This window comes from Amygdalobacter nucleatus (assembly GCF_029167365.1).
GTDB lineage: Bacteria > Bacillota > Clostridia > Saccharofermentanales > Fastidiosipilaceae > Amygdalobacter > Amygdalobacter nucleatus.
In genome coordinates this window covers 958,968-980,257 of the sequence record NZ_JARFNM010000001.1, presented here as the reverse complement: position 1 = coordinate 980,257, position 21,290 = coordinate 958,968, and the positions used below count along the sequence as shown (strand labels likewise).

General features: G+C 38.9%; 18 protein-coding genes and 2 tRNA genes. 1 reads left to right on the top strand and 19 read right to left on the bottom strand.

Features of this window, described 5'->3' with window-relative positions; genetic code table 11:
• Positions 1-58: 58 nt before the first annotated feature.
• From PYS62_RS04440 to PYS62_RS04400, 9 genes are all read right to left on the bottom strand, one after another.
• Complete coding sequence (locus tag PYS62_RS04440; RefSeq protein WP_066715198.1) at positions 59-832, bottom strand: iron transporter; 774 nt, start codon at positions 830-832, stop codon at positions 59-61.
• Between the two features lie 63 nt (positions 833-895).
• A complete protein-coding gene (locus tag PYS62_RS04435) occupies positions 896-2,209 on the bottom strand; it encodes an FTR1 family iron permease (protein ID WP_066715200.1) in 1,314 nt (437 codons plus the stop codon).
• Positions 2,210-2,408: 199 nt separating this feature from the next.
• Positions 2,409-2,789 (bottom strand): DUF1858 domain-containing protein, encoded by a 381-nt coding sequence (locus tag PYS62_RS04430; protein ID WP_082714395.1) that lies wholly within the window; start codon positions 2,787-2,789, stop codon positions 2,409-2,411.
• Positions 2,790-2,972: 183 nt separating this feature from the next.
• Positions 2,973-3,248, bottom strand: coding sequence for an HU family DNA-binding protein (locus PYS62_RS04425; RefSeq protein ID WP_066715202.1), 276 nt, complete (start codon positions 3,246-3,248; stop codon positions 2,973-2,975).
• Between the two features lie 112 nt (positions 3,249-3,360).
• Positions 3,361-4,059: a sporulation initiation factor Spo0A C-terminal domain-containing protein gene (locus PYS62_RS04420; protein WP_066715204.1), complete on the bottom strand. Its 699-nt coding sequence runs from the start codon at positions 4,057-4,059 to the stop codon at positions 3,361-3,363.
• 79 nt (positions 4,060-4,138) lie between these two features.
• Entirely contained in the window at positions 4,139-4,975 is an 837-nt protein-coding gene (locus tag PYS62_RS04415; protein WP_066715206.1) for an HAD family hydrolase, read from the bottom strand.
• Positions 4,975-6,741 carry a DUF5050 domain-containing protein gene (locus PYS62_RS04410; protein WP_066715208.1) on the bottom strand — a complete coding sequence of 589 codons (1,767 nt, stop codon included), beginning with the start codon at positions 6,739-6,741 and terminating at the stop codon, positions 4,975-4,977. Before PYS62_RS04410 ends, PYS62_RS04415 begins: the two co-directional genes overlap by 1 nt.
• Before the next feature lie 45 nt (positions 6,742-6,786).
• On the bottom strand, positions 6,787-9,222 hold the full coding sequence (gene ligA / locus PYS62_RS04405; protein ID WP_066715210.1) for an NAD-dependent DNA ligase LigA: 2,436 nt from the start codon (positions 9,220-9,222) through the stop codon (positions 6,787-6,789).
• A gap of 3 nt (positions 9,223-9,225) precedes the next feature.
• On the bottom strand, positions 9,226-9,507 hold the full coding sequence (locus PYS62_RS04400) for a YdbC family protein (RefSeq protein WP_066715212.1): 282 nt from the start codon (positions 9,505-9,507) through the stop codon (positions 9,226-9,228).
• A gap of 130 nt (positions 9,508-9,637) precedes the next feature.
• Here PYS62_RS04400 and nagA point away from each other — a divergent pair, with 130 nt between their 5' ends.
• The gene (gene nagA / locus PYS62_RS04395) at positions 9,638-10,756 is read left to right on the top strand and encodes an N-acetylglucosamine-6-phosphate deacetylase (protein WP_066715215.1); all 1,119 of its coding nucleotides are present in this window, start codon (positions 9,638-9,640) and stop codon (positions 10,754-10,756) included.
• A gap of 88 nt (positions 10,757-10,844) precedes the next feature.
• On the opposite strand, the gene PYS62_RS04390 is transcribed toward nagA, so the two are convergent.
• The 10 genes from PYS62_RS04390 to PYS62_RS04345 form a co-directional block, all read right to left on the bottom strand.
• Positions 10,845-11,375 (bottom strand): GNAT family N-acetyltransferase, encoded by a 531-nt coding sequence (locus PYS62_RS04390; RefSeq protein WP_066715217.1) that lies wholly within the window; start codon positions 11,373-11,375, stop codon positions 10,845-10,847.
• Between the two features lie 16 nt (positions 11,376-11,391).
• Positions 11,392-14,079: a valine--tRNA ligase gene (locus PYS62_RS04385; protein ID WP_066715219.1), complete on the bottom strand. Its 2,688-nt coding sequence runs from the start codon at positions 14,077-14,079 to the stop codon at positions 11,392-11,394.
• A gap of 36 nt (positions 14,080-14,115) precedes the next feature.
• Positions 14,116-14,403 carry a hypothetical protein gene (locus PYS62_RS04380; RefSeq protein WP_066715221.1) on the bottom strand — a complete coding sequence of 96 codons (288 nt, stop codon included), beginning with the start codon at positions 14,401-14,403 and terminating at the stop codon, positions 14,116-14,118.
• 93 nt (positions 14,404-14,496) lie between these two features.
• A tRNA-Gln gene (locus PYS62_RS04375) sits at positions 14,497-14,567 on the bottom strand.
• 49 nt (positions 14,568-14,616) lie between these two features.
• Complete coding sequence (locus PYS62_RS04370; RefSeq protein WP_066715223.1) at positions 14,617-15,054, bottom strand: flavodoxin; 438 nt, start codon at positions 15,052-15,054, stop codon at positions 14,617-14,619.
• A gap of 84 nt (positions 15,055-15,138) precedes the next feature.
• A tRNA-Pro gene (locus PYS62_RS04365) sits at positions 15,139-15,212 on the bottom strand.
• Positions 15,213-15,263: 51 nt separating this feature from the next.
• Positions 15,264-15,980 carry a 6-phosphogluconolactonase gene (locus PYS62_RS04360; RefSeq protein WP_066715225.1) on the bottom strand — a complete coding sequence of 239 codons (717 nt, stop codon included), beginning with the start codon at positions 15,978-15,980 and terminating at the stop codon, positions 15,264-15,266.
• A gap of 9 nt (positions 15,981-15,989) precedes the next feature.
• Positions 15,990-18,575, bottom strand: coding sequence for an endonuclease MutS2 (locus PYS62_RS04355; protein ID WP_066715227.1), 2,586 nt, complete (start codon positions 18,573-18,575; stop codon positions 15,990-15,992).
• 22 nt (positions 18,576-18,597) lie between these two features.
• On the bottom strand, positions 18,598-19,626 hold the full coding sequence (gene pfkA / locus PYS62_RS04350) for a 6-phosphofructokinase (RefSeq protein ID WP_082714401.1): 1,029 nt from the start codon (positions 19,624-19,626) through the stop codon (positions 18,598-18,600).
• 160 nt (positions 19,627-19,786) lie between these two features.
• The gene (locus PYS62_RS04345) at positions 19,787-21,286 is read right to left on the bottom strand and encodes an SLC13 family permease (RefSeq protein ID WP_066715229.1); all 1,500 of its coding nucleotides are present in this window, start codon (positions 21,284-21,286) and stop codon (positions 19,787-19,789) included.
• Between the last annotated feature and the right edge of the window lie 4 nt (positions 21,287-21,290).

The following is a 21,290-nucleotide window of genomic DNA, read 5'->3' as shown; positions in this document are numbered from 1 at the left end:
TAAGCCAAGGCTGATTAGTGCCTAATCAACCTTGGCAAATATAGCGTAAAATTAGCAATTACTTAGAAGTCAATTGGCTAGCATCGTAATTCCAGTCGAAGCTGACAGTCTGTTTTTCGTAGTACTTAACAGCTGCAGCCTTACCTTCTTCACGTGCTACTGGAATACCTGTTTCACTATCAACATGTAGTAAGTAATCATCGGAAGCTTTGATTTCCAAGATCAACTTGTACTTACCTACAGGAATAACACCCTTCTTGATGTTAATACCATAGTGAGGACCGTCATCAGCGTTCATTGGCATGAATGTACCAGAAGTAATTTCCTTCTTGCCGTCAGCTGACATGACCTTGTAATTAACTGTCAAATAAGCTGGCCAAATATTTTCACCATCACCAAAGCCGAATATCTTAGCAGCCTCTGGTTTCAAGTGAATATCAGCCTCAAGGTGCATATCTGATTCTTCACCAGATGGTTGCTTATTCTCTGGAACCATATCAACGCCTTGGAAGTAAACTGCTTCAACGTTGAATGGACCAGCTTCAGTAGCTTCACCGATTGGAATTTCGTTAAAGCCAGACTCACCAGGCTTAGCAACAGCATCGCCTTTCTTGCTATCCTTGTCATCTTTTTCAGCTTTACTCTCTTCAGCTGGCTTTTTGTCGTCAGCCTTATCAGCTGTTTTATCGTCTTTTGCCTTACTGCTGTCAGTGTCTTTTTGCATGCTCTCTTCTTTAGCAACTTTATCAGTCTTTTTGCCTGAATTGTTGCAAGCTGTTAAAGTCAAGCTCAAAGCTAAAGCCAAGACTAGACTAATATAATTTCTTTTCATAAATTCCTCCTAAGCTAAATCGAATCATAGACTCGATCTAACAATTTTTATTAATAACCCTACTTATTTTGTTGGACTAGCAAGTTTCTTGCCTGCTTTTAATTTAGTTCGCTGTTTTAGTTGATTAGAGACAATCACAGAAATTGAAGCAATCAAAATCATCACTTGTGGAATCATAGTTTCAGCTCGATCATATATACCTAAATCTGGAATACTGAAACCATTCATAAATGGCAAGCTGCTAGCACCTGAAATGAAGCCAGCTTCTGTAAGTTCTTGTACACCTTTACCCATGAAGCTAATGCACATTACGAACAGTAGGATACTTGTGAACAAGAAGAATGGACGTAACGGCAATCTCACAGTGGTATAACGCATAACAAAGTAAATAACTGCCAAGGCAATGGAACCAGCGACAAAGCCAAGGACGGCATATAAGCTGCTGGTGTTACCAGTTAATGTTGCTTTGTAGAACAAGATTAATTCTGCGCCTTCACGGATGACAGCTAAGAATGCTGACGCAATTAAGACGTACTCATTGCGCTTATCAATTGACTTTTGCACAGCTTTGTTGATGTATTCATTCCAAGCATCTTCTTCTGATTGATGTAACATCCAGTGGCTAACATAGAACAAAACAGCCACAGCTAGGAACATTGTCCAGCCTTCCATGAGTTCCTGACCTACACCTTGCAAAGCATAATTAATGACCACAGCCAACAAGGCACTACCAATTACACCGGCTAACATACCGAGGTATACACCTTTACATAATTGCTTGTTACCAGACTTAATCAAGTATGTAATGATGGCCATACAAACTAAGATGGCTTCCAAACCTTCACGCAACAAAAGACCGAATGAAGCAAAAAATGATTTGAGATTAACGGCTTTTTCGTCAACTTCAACTGTCGTTCCTTTGAGTAACTTAAGACCCTCTTCATCAGCCGAGTCAGTATCAAGTACACCATCCAAAACGAGTGCATCACGGCAGACACACATCGACAAAGTCTTGATATTAGCTATGATTTCCTTATTATCTTTGGAAACATTACCTAAAATTGAATGCTTTATATCACGGAACATTGCTTCGATTTTATTCACACGATTAGCAGAAATATTGACCATGACATATTTCTCAAAGCCCTGTACCTCATAATGCCCAAAGTAGGCATCATTCATCGCTTTATAAGCTTTTTTAGCTTCGCCTGCCTTGACAGACTTAATTGCCTCTTGGAAACAAGTTTCCATATCAAGCGCAACTTCTTGGAAGTTTGCATACTTTTTCCGCTCTTTGGCTTGAACACCTACACTAAAAGGTGCAAGCAAAGCTATAAGTAGAGCAAGTAGCACAGCAAAACCTGTCTTCTTGCACATAAAATCCTCCTCTATCTACAACATTTGTACATCTACAAATGCAAAAAGAAAATTAGTAAATTCTGCTTTACTTTACATCAAACAAGCTTCAAATGCAAATTAACATTAATTTGAAAATGAAAAACAAATCTAGAATTAATCTGAGCAAAACAAATAGCGCAGATGATCTGCGCCATCTAGTTACCTCATATCTAACAAATTACAGACCTGTCAAAGCATCCTTAGACTTATCAGTCTTACGATCAGATTCAGGCTTGGAATTATCATTTTCAGCTGTAGAATTTACTTTCAATTCATCGCGTTCAGCTTCGGTCATTGGCTTAGCTGTTGCATCATAATCGCTGCTCCCAGCTTCATTACCATTCATATCATAATCGCCAGTATCAAATCCGAAATATTGATTCAATGACAAGATAAGATGATCCAAGTCAACCATATCTACCTGGGCAGCCTCTTCTAATGACTCATCTCCAGACATGAAGCAGCCCATACAATACAAGCCATGCTCCATAAAAATTGGGATAACACCTGGATCCATGTTCATAATATCGCTAACAATCATATCTGCTGTAATCTTCATGTATATGCCATCCTTTACTAGTCTATTTTAAGCCAAAGCGCTACAAATTGTAAGTTACGCAAAGCACATAACTTGTAAACTATATTTAATTGCTTAATCGTTACCTAAATAAAATAAAAACACTTCTCGAAAATTACCAAACGGTAATAGCGAAAAGTGTTCTTCAACAAAGAAAGGATATTCTTACTTGTTGACACGATCCTTCAAGTTCTTAGAAGCTTTAAAAGTAACAGCCTTGCAAGCTGGAATCTGAATTTCTTGACGTGTTGTTGGGTTATGACCAATACGAGCCTTACGCTCTTTAACTTCGAAAGTACCGAAACCAACGATGGAAACCTTTTCACCTTGCTCTAAAGCAGCACCGAAAGCACCTAAAACTGATTTCAAAGCAACTTCTGAATCTTTTTTTGTAAAACCGCTTTGTTCAGCAATCAATTCAATTAACTTGTTCTTGGACATTTTTAATCCTCCTTAAGACTTACAAGTGGTATTATTAAGATATTTGGCGCCTTTGTCAAGCGTTTTCACCTGATTTTAACGAAATTCTGCAATTGCCATAATCCAAACTAAATTAAGCAGCTAATTCGCTGGAAATCTCGCTATTTTCCAAGTTTTTATCCCTAAATTTGGGTGCCAAAATGCTTAGCAAGGTCAAAGCTTCAAGCTTAGTTAAATCAGCTCTACTTGTTCCTAGCTTTTTGACTAGTTCTGGATGCCGAGCTAACTCATTAAGATAACAATAAATTACGTTAAAAATATCTAATGTATTACCAACATAATTAGCCTTACGTAAAACATAATTAACTGCCCGATTAACTTGATTGATACTGACAGCAAAATAGCTAGCTGCCTGCGGATATATTTTTTGCTTAAATGGTTTTAAATCCTTAGGCGGACAATCTAAATGTTCAGCTATATATTTCAAAATAGCATAGCCTAACAGTGATTCATCAAAATTAAACTTATGCAAGACAGCATGGATAAGTTTTCTACGAGCCTGGCAAAAACAAGCATAATTGTTCGCAACCTGAGGCCAAATGAAATTCTGTTCCTGCATAAAGTGAAGTATCTCACTACTTATTTTGGATGTTGCCTGCTGACTATTAATATAAAACACTTGCTGATTGGCTCTTGTCACGACAGAAATGAAGCCTTGCCTACGGAACAACCTATTCAAATCTGCTAATAATTCTTGATCATTGGCAACTAAAACAAAATAAGGTGAACAATAATGCTCACGCTCAGCTAAAAACTTAATTGGTTTAACCATAATAAACTCCCTGCGCTTATAAATTAGCTAGACACACAAACACAAGTAGCTCATTAATACTAATACAAAACAATTATCTTCACAAGATATACTGGTATATAGCTCTTGCAAAGCCGTGGCAATTGTGATTTTCAGCCACAATAGCATTCGGCAAACGCTGAATAAATTTCTTATTCGCATTCTTCATCACAAAACCTTGCCCGGCCAGACTTAACATATTAAAGTCATTGGCTTCATCACCAAAAGTTGCTATTTCAGACCAACTAATGCCCAGGCTATCTGCTAAGCGTTTGACACCAGCAGCCTTGTCAGAAGAACTTAACATAATATCAACAGCAGCTCTAGCACATTTGACAGCTATTAGGTTTGGAAATTGACTTGTCAATTGAATAACGTGTTGCCGCGCTTCTTCATTAGGAGCATGGCAATAAATTTTAACAGTTAATTCTGGACAAAGATTTGTGCGACCTTGACTCCATGTATCGAAGTTAATCAACTTAATTTGAGGTACGTTAATGGTACTAGCTAAACGATTATAGAAGCAGAAACGTTGAACAGTTTTACTTACAGCTGGATAATAAATAGCATCTGGGGTATATAAACAGAAATCATTCTGCTTACGGATAAATTCCCTTACTAAACTATCAACAGCCTCTTCTGGCAAAAAAGCTTGATAGAGCGCCTTATCGCTAAATGGATAGCGAATCAAAGAACCGTTACATGCAATAACTGGTAAATCAAGATTTAGCAATTTGGCATAATACCAAGTATTAAGATCAGTTCTACCAGTTGCAAAGGTGAACATGATTCCCCGTTCTTTAAGCGCATTGACCGCTTGGATAGTTCTAATATCCAAGCGGCTCAATTTATTCAACAATGTACCATCAAGATCTGAAACAACGAGTTTAATCGCCATTATTTATTACCTACAACCTTTACACGCTGACTACCGTTAATATCTTGCTTGTACATTTCCCAAGCAATATTAGGATCTTCTAAGTAATAATAGATAGAATCACCAACAAAGTTGATCTGACTGATCAAATCGCTTGTGAGGTCTAAGAAATCATTACCATCGCCACGAATTCGCGCCAAATTCAGCTTTTCAAACAATAACATATCCTTGCTTCTGCTTGAACCAGGAATAACGTTTAATTGGCTGCATTGAGCTTTGTTATAAACAACAGAACTCTCATTCTTAGTCAAATCAAAGCATTCAATTTCTGAATTCTTGTCCATATTGATGTAGTAAACACGATCTTGGACTAAGTTGACATAACTTACACGCGAATTTACGAGCACTTTATCTTCTTTCTTAGCCAAATCTAATTGATGCAACTTATGATCCTTATCGTTGTTGTATACAACTAAATCTTGGTGTAAGCCATATTCAGACATAGATGCATCTGACAAAGTCTCTACTTCTACTTCACCCAAATCGATTGAAGATAAAGCAATGCGTTTCAACTTATTACCATCTTTATGATCGATGAAATAGAGGAAACCTTTCTCTAACAATAAGTTACTTGCTTCTGTTTCGTAAATAGTCTGAACGTTCTTGCCATCCAAATCAACGCGCTTAATTGAACCGACATTCAACCATTTATCTTGCTTACCAGTTGCGTTGCTCTTTTGCTGACGATTAATGAAATAAACACCATCATCTGATACGTTCAAATAGCCAACAGCTTGCTCCAACAAAATTGTCTTATTGGCAAAATTGTCATCTGTTTTAGCTAAATAGAAATTATTAAAATCAGGGAAGAAAATTGTATCTTTATGTTTAGCTACAATACCATGATTGAGGATATTGCCTTGACTATTACCAATTGCATTAACATCACTTGCAACTATATTTAACTCCTTAGCCATAGCCTTTAATTTCTCTAAGTTAGCTTCATCATTCTTAGACTTGAAGAACTTGCTCAAGCGTAAGAAATTGGACTTATTAACTTGCTTACGCTCCATATAGCCTTGATAAATCTCACCTAACAAGCTATCCAACTTTTTAGAAATAAGGCTCTCTTCCAAATTAAGCATGAACTTCTCATCTTTCAAATAATTCTCCGTATTCTTATGGAAAATCTCGGAAGCTACATGATCATCGCCAGCATTAACGGCTGTCAGCAAGTAATACTTTTGCAAATTATCATCGAAGTCAAAAGCATTCTCTAAGAGCTTGAATATTTTCAAAGCATCAGCATAATTCTGATTTTCGCTCTCATACTTGACCCATTTTAAAGCTAATTGTGGATCTAGTGGAATGCTAGCTTGTTCAGCAAAGATAGCCTCAGCTGCCTTGTAGTCTTCCTTGTCCAAAGCCACGTTCAATTTAATTTGAGCTAAATCATTAGCATACAAAGCTTGCTGCTTAGTTGTTAATTTCAAATCATTAAAAGCGGCTAATGTCTGATCCAGATTATCACTCTTAGTCAAAGCTTCGATCTTAGCACGCAAAATCAAAGCTTCTGGCTTCTTCTGCGCTGCTTGAGAAAGTTTGTTCAACTTTGTCATCGCACCTTCATAATCAGCTTGTCTATAAGCAGCTTGAGCAGCTTTAATCAAGGCATTTGTATTATGTTGCTTGTTATAAAACAAAGCAATTGTCAGTGCTACTACAATCAAATTGGCTACAATCAAACTTGATATAATTACAACTAATTTGCGTTTTTTGCGTTTCATACTCTTCGCTCTTTCTTAAAATACTTGCTAAAACTAGATTATAGTTTATTTAGCAAAAATTTGCCAAAAATCAGCCTCTGATAAGCAGCTAATACCTAATTTTTCAGCTTTTTGTAGCTTGGAACCGGCTTTTTCACCTACAATTAAGTAATTTGTCTGCTTATTTACAGTAGCTTGTACCTGAGCACCTAAGCTAGTTAGAAGTCTAACTAGATCGCTGCGCTTAATCTTTTGGAAAGTACCAGTACAAACAAATTTCTTATCCAACCAAAATTTAGCCTTTTGTATCTCTTTATTAAAATTACCTTTGGCATCAATATAGCATTGCTCAAGCAACAGATTAAAATTGCTATCTGTCGAATCAAGCTTATTGCTTTTTGCTGCTTGACTTACAAAATTCTCATCAAGCATCTTTAAGCCTAAGTCTTTGAACTCGGAAATTAAGTCTCTAAAGTTAGCGCTCATAAAAATTTCCGACCAAATTTGGGCAATTGTTGGTCCAACATCTGGCAAAGCCAAGAGCTCTTCTTCACTACTATTAAAGAAAGCCATTGGATTTTTAAAATGTTTACTTAACTTCCTTGCCATCGTCACCCCAAGTTCTGGCAAACCTAAAGCAGTAAGGAGCTGGCTAGCTGTATTTTGCTTACTGTGTTCAATTGAACGCCATATTTCATCAAATTTTGGCACTCTAAGTTCAACTTCACCCTGTTCATTCAAGCTATTAACTGTGGCAAAGCCTTTTAATTTGGCTATTTCAGCATAGTGATCATGCAAACGATATAGATCAGGTAATGCGTGCAAAAAGCCAGCATCGATAAATTGAGCTAAGGTCTTTTCACCCAAATTAGCGATATTCATCGCCTCTTTACTTGTAAAGTAAGCAAAGCGCAACAAAATTTGTTGAGGGCAATTGAAATTAGGACAAAAGACATCTTGACCTTTCGTAAACAGCTTAGATTGACAGACTGGGCAAAGTGAAGGTGCTTGATATACCTTTGCATCTTCAGGCCTTAATTCTTTCACATAAGCTGTAATTTCAGGAATAATGTCACCAGCTTTATGTAGACAAACTGTATCGCCAATGCGCAAATCTAATTTGCTTAAGTAGTCGAAATTATGCAAGCTGGCTTTGCGAATGGTGCTGCCCTGTACTTCGGCTGCCTCAACAATGGCTAAAGGCGTCAATTTACCGCTACGACCAACTTGCACCTTAATATCCAACAATTTTGTTTTGACCTGTTCAGGTGGAAATTTATAGGCATATGACCAACGTGGCGTTTTGGCAGTTGAACCTAACAGTTTACGATAGGCTAAGTTATCCAATTTAATTACAGCGCCATCAATGCCGTAGCTTAAGCTTTCACGACGAGCTAAAATTGCCTGACAAGCTGCATAAATATCAGCATTTGTCTTATAAAGTTGCTTACTTGCAATGACTGGCAGACCGTAATTCTGCATTTCATGTAAAGTATCAACATGGCTATTTGTCACTATTTCGGAAGCTCTTTGCCAATTAAACACGAAAATCTGCAAATTACGGGCATAAGTGACCTTGGCATCTTTTTGCTTCAAGGAGCCAACACAGGCATTACGCGCATTGGCAAACAACTTAGAAGAAGCTAATTCCGGATCAACACCCTTGTCAATTAAGTCTGTATACAAATCTTCATTCAGTTTTTGAAAAGCGGCCTTAGGCATATAAACTTCGCCACGAATTTCAAGCAAATCCAAAGGACAGTCAATTTTAGCTGGCAAATTCCGAATCATCAGAGCATTAGCTGTCACATTGTCGCCAACTAGGCCATTGCCACGCGTCAAGGCCCTAGTCAACTTACCATGCTCATACAAAGCAGCCAACGAAAGGCCGTCAATTTTTTCTTCAACAGAAAAGCCCAAATTATTAACTTCATCAGCGCTTATCCCCTTAGAAACTAAGTCAGCGCGCATATTATCAAGTGCGGAAAAAAGTTCAACTTGGCTGAACAAATCCTGCAAAGACTCCAACTTCACAGCATGCGCTTCTTTTGGAAATAAGCTTGACTTTGAAGCTTTATTAGCCTCAGTTTCATTAGACTTAACTTTGTTAGACTTAATCTGCTTAGGCGTAGGCTCAGCTGACGGTGTATCGGTAAAAAAGCTAAGCTGTTCAGGTTGACTATTAATTGCAGGTTCAACCGCACCGACATTCTCTGTCAAAGTGCTGTATAGTTTAAGCGTGCTAAATGTTTCACTCAAAGTTTCTAAAATACGATATGCAAAATCATAATCCCAGTCAGCTAAATTAGAATTACCCTCGTCATAATAGGCTTTGGCATACGTCTGCAAACGTGCTTGCAAATCAAGATAGAAGGCAGTAACTTCTCTCATCTTAACTTTAGAAAATAGACTAATAATCTCTTCCTTAGTTAAGACCTGTCCAGCTTGATATTTTTGCAAAATCAACGGATAGCTAACAAATAGGTCGTTTAAATTTTCCATGACTTACATTTCTTCGATAGCGTAAGGATCTATTTCGGCTAAAACTTCTCTTAAGACAGCAAGTTCCTCAGCATTGAGTGTAATACCCTTCGTCATACGGGTATGATCTTCATTCCAACTACGTAAATCATACTTAGGCTTAGCATCATTCCAGGAAATAACGTTCAATTCCAAATGCCAGTTACCATTTTTACTATCAGAAATTGTATCAATTGTTTTTTTGATTTCAAATTTAAGTTCTTTAGCAGCTGGCTTAGTTGCTGCTGTTTCAGATTTTTTCGGCATAATACCCTCACAAACAAAATAATCTTTAGCATTATAGAACAAAAACGTTAGTTTGACAAAAAAATTATCGGTTTTGCACAATTCTTTCAGTTATAATAGGTACTAGATATAGAAAAAGGGAGAAATTAGCATGCTCTTCAAAAATTTTATTGTGCTTGATGAGAATTTTTCATTCAAACCGCTTGACCTTGTGGTTGAAGCTGGCAAAATTAGCTTGGTTGTCGAAGCTGGTAAATTAGATACCTCTGACTATCAGGATTTTGTCGATGGCCATGGCATGTATCTTTTGCCTGGCTTAATCGATGAACATATCCACGGAGCGATGAATTACGATACGATGGATGCCAAAGAAGAAGGCATAGATGCTATCAGTCGTTTCTTAGCTAGTCACGGTGTAACTGCTTTTCTTGCTACAACCATGTCCATGCCTATTGAAAGATTGAATGCCGTTTTCGATTTAAATGTTGAACCAGGCGGTGCAATGTTACTAGGCTATCACATGGAAGGACCTTTTATTAATCTAAACAAAAAAGGTGCGCAAAACCCAGACCACATTCGCCATGCTAGTTACGAAGAATATCTCAGCTATCATCATAGAGATAAGATCAAGCTTATTTCTCTGGCCCCTGAAACAGATGGTGCGCTTGAATTCATAAAGCAAGCTAATAAGAATCTCGTTTGTCAAATTGGTCATACCTTAGCTGACTTTGAGACTGCTGACTTAGCTTTCAGTTATGGTGCTAAAGGTCTTTGTCACCTCTTCAACGCTATGCCTGAACTTTTACATAGAGATCCTGGCACAATTGGAGCTGCTTGTGCCAAGCACAGTTATGCTGAAATTATTGCTGATGGTGTTCATAATAGTCCTGCTACTGTTTATGCTGCGTACAAAATGTTCGGCTCTAAGCACCTGATTCTTGTTTCTGATGCTATGCGCGCAGCTGGTTTGCAAGATGGTCAATATGATTTAGGTGGTCAAACAGTTACAGTTAAAGATGGCGTTGCGAGAATTTCTAATGGCGCAATTGCAGGTGGCATATCTAATATTTGGGATAATGCCAAGCGCTTAACCACATATGGTATTCCATTGGAGAAGGCTGTTGAAATGGGCTCACTCACCCCTGCTACTTACTTAGGTTTTGGCGATATTTTGGGTAGCATCAAGCAGCACAAGTTAGCTAATTTCTTCGCTGTTGACAAAGATCTCAACATTAAGCAAGTTTGGATCAAAGGTACTTTATTCCACTAAGCATAAAAGCGTCGGTTAGCTACTAGCCGACGCTTTTTTAAGCAAATCTACATTCATTTGATTCACCAATGCAAGTTAATCATAACTGTTAAGCTAATTTAATCCAATAACGCTGCATTAACTTCTGTTTATTTGGCTCTAAGCGACTATCTTCATATTCACCGCCACAAGCTAAAATTGTCTTTCTGCTAGCAACATTATCAGCTAAACATGTAACTAAAACTCTTGGCAAACCTATCTCTCGACAATAAGTCAATACAGATTGTAACATCCATTTTGCGATACCTTGATGCCTCTGACTTGGTGCGACTGCATAACCGATATTACCACCATAATTTAACAGATAATCATTCAAGCTATGGCGCACATCAATGGTACCTAAGATTTTACCATCAGTTAAGCGCTTACAAATAAACTGCGTGCTAATAACCAATCCAACAGGCAAAGTATCCTGGCTACTTTTGGCCTTGATAGTCGCTAACCAAGCCTGAGGGTCTGCTAATCTCGTAAGATCACCAGCACCACAAATAGTTTCTCCTGCACTGATAAATTCATCTCTGTACTCCAAAATGGCCTGACTATCGGCAATTGTTGGCAGAACAAGGGTTAGTTTATCCATAAATATCTTCAATCAATTAAGAAAGGGCAGCCAAACGAGCTTCTGTTGCCTGCAACTTTTGTTTTGCTACAGCCAGCTTATTGCGCTCATTGTCAACAACTTTGGCTGGAGCTTTATTCACAAACTCTTGATTGCTTAACTTAGCTTCAAAGCGCTTAACTTCGTTTGTCAAATTGGATAACTCTGCCTGCAAACGCTCCTTCTCAGCTTTCAAGTCAATTAAATCGCTCAAAGCAATGTAGATATGTGTCTTAGGCAAAACAATTGTAATTGCCAGCTTCGGGGCTTTTGTTTGGTCCTCTAAGAACTCAATGGCATTAACGCCACACAAGCGCTCAAAATAATGTGCAGAAACTTTTAATAAGTTCTTAATCTTTTCATCTTGTGTATAGCAGAGAACTTTGAAACGCAAACTTGGTTTAAGCTTCTTCTCAGCTCGTACATTACGAATCTCTTTGATCGCTTGAATAAGCATTTCCATATGGTTGACAGATTGCTCATCGTTAAGTTCAGCTACATAAGTTGGCCAAGCTGCCAACATGATCGTTTCACCATGGTTAGGCAGATATTGGTAAACTTCTTCTGTAACGAAAGGCATAAATGGATGCAAGAGCTTGACAATAGTTTCTAAGACATAACGCAAGCACTTTAAAGCAACATTACGGCTAGTATCTTGTTCATCGAACAAACGAGCCTTAGCAATCTCAACATACCAGTCACAATATTCCGTCCAGAAGAAATTGTAGATATTATCTAAAGCTGTACCAATTTCATAGTTTTGGAAATTAGTCGAAACATTCTCAACCAAGGCATTGCAACGATGTAAGATCCAACGATCTTCCAAGCGCAAATTAGCATCTTTCACTAAGTCTTTTAACTCGTTTTCCGTCAAATAAGTTGAATCATCAGCAAGATGACCTAGTAAGAAACGCAATGCGTTCCATAACTTGTTGATAAAGGTACGCGCTGTTTCTAGCTTTTCCTTGGAATATCTCTGATCATTACCAGAAGCTGTACCAGAAACAATTGCGAAACGCAAAGCATCAGCGCCATATTCATCAATAATCTTCAACGGATCAACACCATTGTTCAAGGACTTACTCATCTTAATACCATTTGCATCACGCATTAGGCCATGCAACAAAACGTGATGAAATGGAGCTTTACCTGTCAACTCCAAGCTCTGGAAGATCATACGTGCAACCCAGAAGAAAATGATGTCGTAACCAGTTACCAAAATTGAAGTTGGGAAGAAATAATCGAATTCTTCTTTAGTGTAAGGAACCTTGAAATTAGGCCAACCTAAAACACCAAATGGCCACAAAGCGGAACTGAACCAAGTATCCAAAGTGTCAGGATCTTGAGTTAGATGTTCACTTTGACATTTGGCACAGACAGAAGGTGTTGAACTAGCAACTGTAATTTCGCCACAATCAGCGCAATACCATGCTGGGATACGATGGCCCCACCACAATTGTCTGGAAATACACCAGTCGCGGATATTGTTCATCCAGTTATCAAAGATGCCTTTGAAGCGGTTAGGAACGAAAGTCACCTCACCGGCATCAGAAGCAGCCATAGCTTTATCAGCCAAGGCCCGCATCTTGACGAACCATTGCTTAGAAAGACGTGGTTCGATCACTTTATGGCAACGATAGCAACTACCAACATTGTGCTTATAATCTTCAACCTTAACTAAAGCACCACAAGCGTCCAAATCAGAAACAATCTTCTCACGTGCCTCATCGCGGCTTAAGCCCTGGTAACTGCCACCATTTTCATTAATGTGCGCTGTTTCATCCATGACATTGATAATTTCAAGGTTATGTCTTAAGCCAACTTCATAGTCGTTAGGATCGTGGGCTGGTGTGATTTTCACGCAACCTGTACCAAATTCACTCTCAACATATTCATCAGCGACAATTTGGATCCAACGATTGACTAATGGTACTAAGCAACGCTTACCTACCAAATCCTTATAACGCTCATCATTAGGATTTACTGCGACAGCTGTATCGCCCAAAATTGTCTCAGGTCTTGTCGTTGCTACTTCGATATAGTGTCCAGGTTCATTTTCAATCTCGTAACGAACATACCATAGATGGCCCTGTTGTTCAGCAAAATTAACCTCAGCATCAGAGATAGAAGTCTTACAATTAGGACACCAGTTGATGATCCTCTCACCGCGATAAATGTAACCTTGCTTATAGTATTTTACAAAAACAGCTAATACAGCTTCTGAAAAGCCCTCGTCCATCGTAAAACGTTGGCGGTCCCAATCACAAGAACTACCTAAATAACGCAATTGTGAAATGATGCGATTGGCATACTTATCTTTCCAAGCATAGGCACGTTTCATATATTCATCGTAGCCAATATCTTGCTTAGTTAAGCCTTCACTCTTCAACTGTTCAACTAATTTGGCCTCAGTTGCAATCGCTGCATGGTCAACACCAGGAATCCACAAAGCCTCTTCACCTAACATACGATGTTGGCGAACAAACGCATCCTGAAAAGTATTGTCTAAAGCATGACCAATATGCAGCTGAGCTGTAACATTCGGTGGTGGCATCACAATAGTAAAAGCCTTCTTCTTAGGATCGACTTTAGCTTTGAAATAGCCATTTTTCTCCCATGTCTGATAAATATCACGTTCCCGATCTTTTGGTTCAAAGTGTTTGGGCAAAAACTCTAAATCCCGCATCTTACTCTCCATCTTTCAAACAAGTTTGTTTATAAGTTAAATATTATAAACATAATGCAATAAAATGAAACAAATCCAGCTTAATCCACCTACTGAAGCAGCAAAAAGCAAGAAATTACGTTTCAATTTCAAATCTAACAATAGTTCCTCATACTTAGCTCGCTTTTCTGCATCAAATTTGGCTAAGTTATCCAATTCTTTCTCATTAAGCTTTAAATGCAGATTAAAACGTTTCCGAATCTTTCCAGCTACATAAACAGCCAGCATCGAAAGTAAACAGACAGCTAGCAAAGCATAACCAAGAATTTGTAACATTATACTCATATAATCCCACCTTAACAATAGATCGTTAAGATCATCATGCCCTATCAATAAAAAAAGAGGTCAAAAGCTAAAGCCTTCAACCTCCAAGAACAACTGCCGAAGAAGGATTCGAACCCTCACGTACTGCTCCAGAGGCAGCTGTGCTACCTTTACACCATTCGGCAATCAACGGAGAGTATTATATACTCTTTCTCGTTGATTGTCAAATCAAAATTACTTGACAGCTTCGGCAAAGCGCTTGCCTAAATCACGGCACTTAGCCAAATCTTCATCTTCTGGATCATCAAAGGCAATCAAGCCATGACCATCAAACACATCTACATCATTGTCTAAGCATGTCTGTGTCCATGTATCCATCCACTCACCTACAGCCCAGGAATAAGAACCGAAGAGAGCTACTTTTTTGTGAGCCAAACTTGGTAATAATTCCTCAAAGAAAGGCGCAAATTCAGACTCTTCCAATTCCTCATTACCCATAGCTGGGCAACCTAACATAATATATGGTAAATCAGCACATTCACTAGCTGTAGTATCACTGACATTCACAACTTCTGGCTCCATGCCACCAGCTTTTACGCCCTCAGCAATCGCCTCTGCCATAGTTTCAGTATTGCCTGTGCCTGTCCAATACACAATCTTGATTGTTGCCATAATATTTCCTCCAATTATAGTCTTCTATCTCCAATTGCTAATTAAGCTAATTTTAAAAAACGCAGCCTCGTCTGAGCTGCGCTATCGGAGTGACAAGACTTGAACTTGCGACCTCGTGCACCCCAAGCACGCACTCTAGCCACCTGAGCTACACCCCGTACTTGGACTATTTTACTAAAAAACACCTATATTTACAATTCATAAGCATTTTAGATTAAGGAAGCGGCTGCTTCATCGACAATTAGAATAAGTTGTTTATGCAATTGTAAAAAGCTAGCTGGGCAAGCTGGTGTAATTTTTCCTCTAACCAAATCAGCCACACTAGCTGCTTTGGTTCGCCCAAACGCTAATACAACTAACGTATTAATCCGCATCAACGTGCCCATGCCAAATGTGAGAACTGGCAAATGAACAGTCTGTTTCGCTTGCTCATCTGTACCGTGCGCTGGTACAGTGTATTCTAGTTCAGTAGCATGGCAATCATTGTACACATCTTGATTGGCCTGATTGAACAAGACATTGCCTGTCTCGCTCACTGTCAATAAGCCTAAATCGATGCCGCCTAACTTATTCAAAGTTTGCTCGTAATTCAAAGCTGCCACGGCCAAATTTTCAGTCTGCAAATTAAAGTCATACAAACCACTTGCTTCCAAATGAACCGCATCAGCAAATTTTTGCTTCAATTTATCGTAATTGGTCTGCGCAAACTGGCCTTTGGCATATTCACTTGTTAAACAAAATTTAGCACTGCCCACAGAGAGGGAACCTGCTCGATAAAAAGCCACAAGCTTATCATATGTCGATTGCAGATCTAAATTGTTTTCCAAAGCAATTACCGACTCTGGCTTTTTTAGAATTTGCGTACAAACCAACATTGAAGCTGCTAAAGAAGCAGCATCTTCATTTTTAAAGACATGCACTTTCATACATTCACCTCAACGTAAACTGATAATTGTAACACCTGTGTCACCCTCGCCTAACTCACCCAAGCGATAACTCTCCACCCGTTTGTCCTGTTTGGCGAAATTCTCAACCATTTTCCGCAAAATACCTGAACCTTTACCATGGACAACTCTGATTGTTTTGGCAGCGCCTAAAACAGCCTGATCAACATATTGCTCCAAAGCCATCTCAGCTTCATTGTAACGTTGGCCGATCAAATTGAGTTCAAGCGGTAGATTCTTGGCGGAATTTGCTTGCAATTTACGATAATTTTCGTTGTTAGCGCCTGCTTTACCCTTTGGCAAACGATACTTTACTTTCAAATCAGCAGCTGGATCAACTTCAGTTTCAACTAACTTGTTGATTTTAATTAATCCCTGTACTGGTACATTGACCTGCATATTCTTGTGTTTCAATGTAACTTGCTTCTTATGTGCATCGACAGCCAGGGCTTGACCTTGCAAGCTTAATTTAGGTGCTAAATAATAAGCGCCAAGTTCAACTTCATTTACATTTTGCAAAACTTGGTCAGATTTCTCATCCGCTTGGAATAATTTGTGCAAAGTCTGATCATGAATTTTTCCTTGCAATTTGGACAAATCGCCCTTGACTTCCTGCTTCAATAAGCTAGCCAAATCAACTGCGTCTTTGAGCGAATTTTTGTGTGAGGCCACTTTTTCACGCTGACAAGTTTGTAACAGCTCTTTCAATTCAGCCAGCAAACTGTCTACTTCTGAGAGCTTTTGCTTGTAAGTTCGTTGATTTTCTTGCAACAAGTCAGCTTTTAATTTGCTTCTCTGTTCTTGCAATTTGTTTCGTTCACGCTCAGCCTGTGCCTTATCAACTGCTAAGTCACGCAACTTCGTATCTAACTCAACCTGCAACTGTCTAGTTTGTCTGCCTTCAGCTTCAATTTTGCTCAAAGCTTGGTCAAAATTCTGTTCTTCATTTGATAAATAAGTTTGCGCTAGACTGATGACATCTTTGTCTAAGCCCAAATTTTTCGCTATCGTAAAAGCATTGGAAACACCAACTGCCCCCAGCAACAAATGATATGTCGGCTGCATGGTAACTGTATCAAACTCACAAGCAGCGTTTAGGACATGTGGTGTATCTAAGGCATAAATTTTAAGTTCACGATAATGGGTTGAAGCCAAAGTCATAACGTGGCGCTGTAATAGCATTTCCATGATAGCCCTAGCTAATGCCGCACCTTCCATAGGATCAGTACCAGAGCCAAGTTCATCTAAGACAACTAAACTCGAACTATCAGCCACTTCTAAAATATGCACCACCTTGCGCATATGCCCAGAAAAAGTTGATAAATTAAGTTTGACTGATTGCTCATCACCAATATCTACAAAAATATGCTTATAAAAAGGCAATTTGGACTCAGCTTGCGCTGGAATAGCTAGACCACTTTGGGCCATGACTTGCAACAAGGCAACTGTTTTAAGGCAAACTGTTTTACCACCTGTATTAGGGCCAGTGATCAAAAGCTGTTCAATATCAGCTTGCAATGTCAAATCTAATGGCACTATATTCTCAACATCTAACAAAGGATGCCGCGCCTTAATTAAATGTAAGCTTTGACCTTCAACAAAGAAAGTAGCATTAGCTTGCATTGACTTAGCTAATTTGGCCTTAGCAAAACTAAAGTCGATAATTTTCAAAAGATTGCTAGCTAACTTGAGTTCAGGCGAGACAGCCTTCACGAGTTGACTCAATCTGAACAGAATCTTGGCAATCTCCTTAGCCTCAGCCAATTCTAATTCGCGAATTTCATTATTCAATTCAACAACTGCTAAAGGCTCGATGAACAGAGTCTGAGCACTAGCTGAACTATCATGCACTAGGCCTGGAACTTGCTGCTTAAAGCTGGCTTTAACTGGCACAACAAAGCGATTGTTACGCTGGGTAATGACATTATCCTGCAAAGCACTATTGTTGCTCTTAATTAATTGTTCTAAGCTCTGTCTGACCTTATTTTCCTGCTCTTTGATCCTTTGCCGAATTTTGGCTAATTCTGAACTAGCATTGTCCTGCAAATTATTGTCATCCATGATACAGCGCTCTAATTCTTTCAACAAATCAGGCTGTTCTGGTAAACAGGCTAAAAGTAGCAAAACTGCATTATATTTAGTATCTAAATTTAGGAATTCAGCACATTGATAAGCCTGCTTGCTATCGGCTAAATAGGCTTGAAAAGGTGGAATTAACTGCTTAAAATCCTCATCCTCAGCTATCGCTGGCTGGATATAGGCATGTAAGCGATTTATAGCTCTTAAAAAAGTAGAAATTTGCGCCAATTCAGCGCAATTCAAGCTAGCATCAAGACTTACGCGCTTCAAATAAGGATTCAGAACAGTTAAACCATAAAGCGGCGCTTCGCCCCACATTTTGGTCAGCTCCAGCGCCGCTTCAGTTAAGCGTTGCTCGAAATTCGCCTTGTCTAAATCGGCAAACGGGCGAATTTTCAAAGCAAATTGTTCATTTTCTGGATAGTGACAATAAGTAGCTAATTTTGCTAAGATTTTGGGAAATTCCAAAATTGATAAATCATGTTCACTGATTAACACTGTCCACTACCTCATAGTTAAATTAGAATGCAATGATCTTAGCATCAAGGATCTCATCACGAGCAATTGATTTATTCATGCTCAAGGCTTCATCAATATCAAGATCAACGCACTTACCGCCTTGTTCAGCTATGATACGATTCAAGCGGCCGGCGTTGATGCACTCGATAGCTTTCATACCCATAAAGCAAGCTGTCTGTCTATCACGAATAGTTGGTGAACCACCACGTTGCAAGTGACCTAAGATAGTTGCTCTTGACTCAATACCAGTAACTTCTTCAATCTGCTTAGCAATCTGAACAGAGTTACCAACACCTTCAGCAACTACAACGACAAAGTGATTCTTACCTAAGTTGCGGCACTCCAAAATCACCTTGATAACATCACGATCAAAGTCAGTTGGAATTTCTGGCAAAAGAATGACCTCAGCACCACAGCTCAAACCAACATTCAAAGCCAAGTAACCAGCTTCACGGCCCATAACTTCAATAACTGAGCAACGTTCATGTGATGAAGCTGTATCACGAATACGGTCGATACACTCCATAGCTGTATTCATAGCTGTATCATAACCAATTGTATATTCAGTGGAAGCTACGTCATTATCGATTGTGCCTGGGATACCAATCACTGGCAAACCAACATGTGATAACTTCTGAGCGCCACGGAAAGAACCATCGCCACCGATAACTACTAGAGCATCAATACCAAAAACTTTGGCCATTCTAGCAGCAGAATTGATCCCTTCTTCAGTTGGGAAAGTCTTGGAACGAGCAGTCATTAAGAAAGTACCACCCCTGGACAAAATGCCAGATACTTTACGGGCATCTAATTCATTAACTTCACCACGTAATAAGCCGTGATAGCCACGATTGATACCTACCATGCGATAACCATAGTAACAACCAGCACGCACAACAGCACGAATACAAGCATTCATACCAGGAGCATCGCCGCCAGAAGTTAAAACGCCAATTGTCCGAATCTCTTTGTTCGGTGTGTCACCAAACACATGATGATGACGATGTAAATCCGTCAGCAACCCAGACATAGGTGGAATTTGCATATCATTTTCCGTATTGGTATTAACAGCATGGCCGTTAACATCAGCTTGAGGGACATTAGGCTGTCCGTTTACGTTTAATTCTGAACTGTTATTCATAGTTCACAAGTCTCCAATCGTTAAATATCTAACCAAACTAATCAACTAATTATACCACAGCTAGCAATAATGGATAAGCAATAAAACTGATAAAGCAAACAACCAAGAAAATCAACAAAAGCCCGTATCTTAATAAATCGCGGCTATTGCTAAAACCACTTGCAGCTGCAATTGCGACACAAGGCATGGCTGATGGTGCTGCAAACGCATAACTTGCTAATATACCAATCAAACAAACCAATAAAGGTATGTTTACAAACACTAAATTGCCAGCTAAAGACAAAAGTGTACTTGTCACCAAAGTGGCCGTAACCATATTGCTACTGAAATTAGTCTGTATCCCCGCCCAAGCACAGAAAATAAGTACAACTAAGAGATGTGGTAAACTAGGCAAATTATCCTTGAACAAATTGGCCAAACTTGTATTAAAGGCAAGCTCCTTGTTAGTCAAAACTGCCCCCAAAGCTAAAGTTGAGGCACACATGATCAAGCTAGGCCAGCTCACTCCTTTAGTCAAAGCTTCCTGAACTGTAACAAGTGGCTTATTTTCAGTTTTAACTAGACATAAGCACATAAAGCCCAATAAAGGTGGCAAACTAATTCCAGCTGTCTGCCAATATTTGAGGAAATTCGTAATTGCATTTGGCAAGCTGAGCTTCAATAACACAGTTGGCACAAGCCAAGCTAATAATACAAGCGCAGCAACAATTAAGCTGATTAAACGTTCATATGTTGACTTTGGATCAGCTGATTCTGTTACCAAATAGCTTTTAATTTGTTGTAAATTGCTAGCTTGTAACTTAGTAAGATCAGGTCTAAGCACGAAATAAAAAATAGCTAGGGCAATTAACGAACTAACTAAGCCGATAGGAATTGCTACCAAAGAAAAAGTTACATGGCTGATAGTTAAATTCAACATCCGTTTAGCTAAGCTCAAAGAAATCAATGGAAAAACGTGTGAGATAGTTGTCATACCACTACTGATACCGCAGAAAAAGACAGTTCCTAGCATCAATAAGTTAGCGGCACTAGAGTCTTTCTCAAGCTTAACGAGTGTACAAATTTCAGTTAAAATAGCTAAATAGATGAAAAACAAAACAGTTGGCGAAATGAAGCAGCCTAAAACCAGAATAGAGGCAAAATAAGCCAAAACAAAGTGCCAGCCTCCTAGTCTAGCAAACTTGCTTGTGATGAAGGCCAAGGCAACCTGTCTTAATAAGCCAACTTTCGTTAAAACGTAAGTCAAACTAAATGTAAATAACAAAAAAGCAAAGGTCTGATTGCCAAAGGCAGCTTGCAAAACACCTGTAAATTTCAATTCAGGCACCAAGCTGAAGCCAAACAAAAGTAAAAGTGACGGCCAATCAATAGCTACAAAGAGCCATAAGCTTAAAACAGCCACAAATTGATAAATAACCTGTGAAGCGCCCTGACTGAATGGCAAAATTCTAGGTAAATAGCGCGCAAAAATAACCATTAAAAACGCTATTACCGTGAGAATATGTTTAGAATTAAGTTTTCCAGATAATTTAGCTTGTTCTGGCAGCATGCTT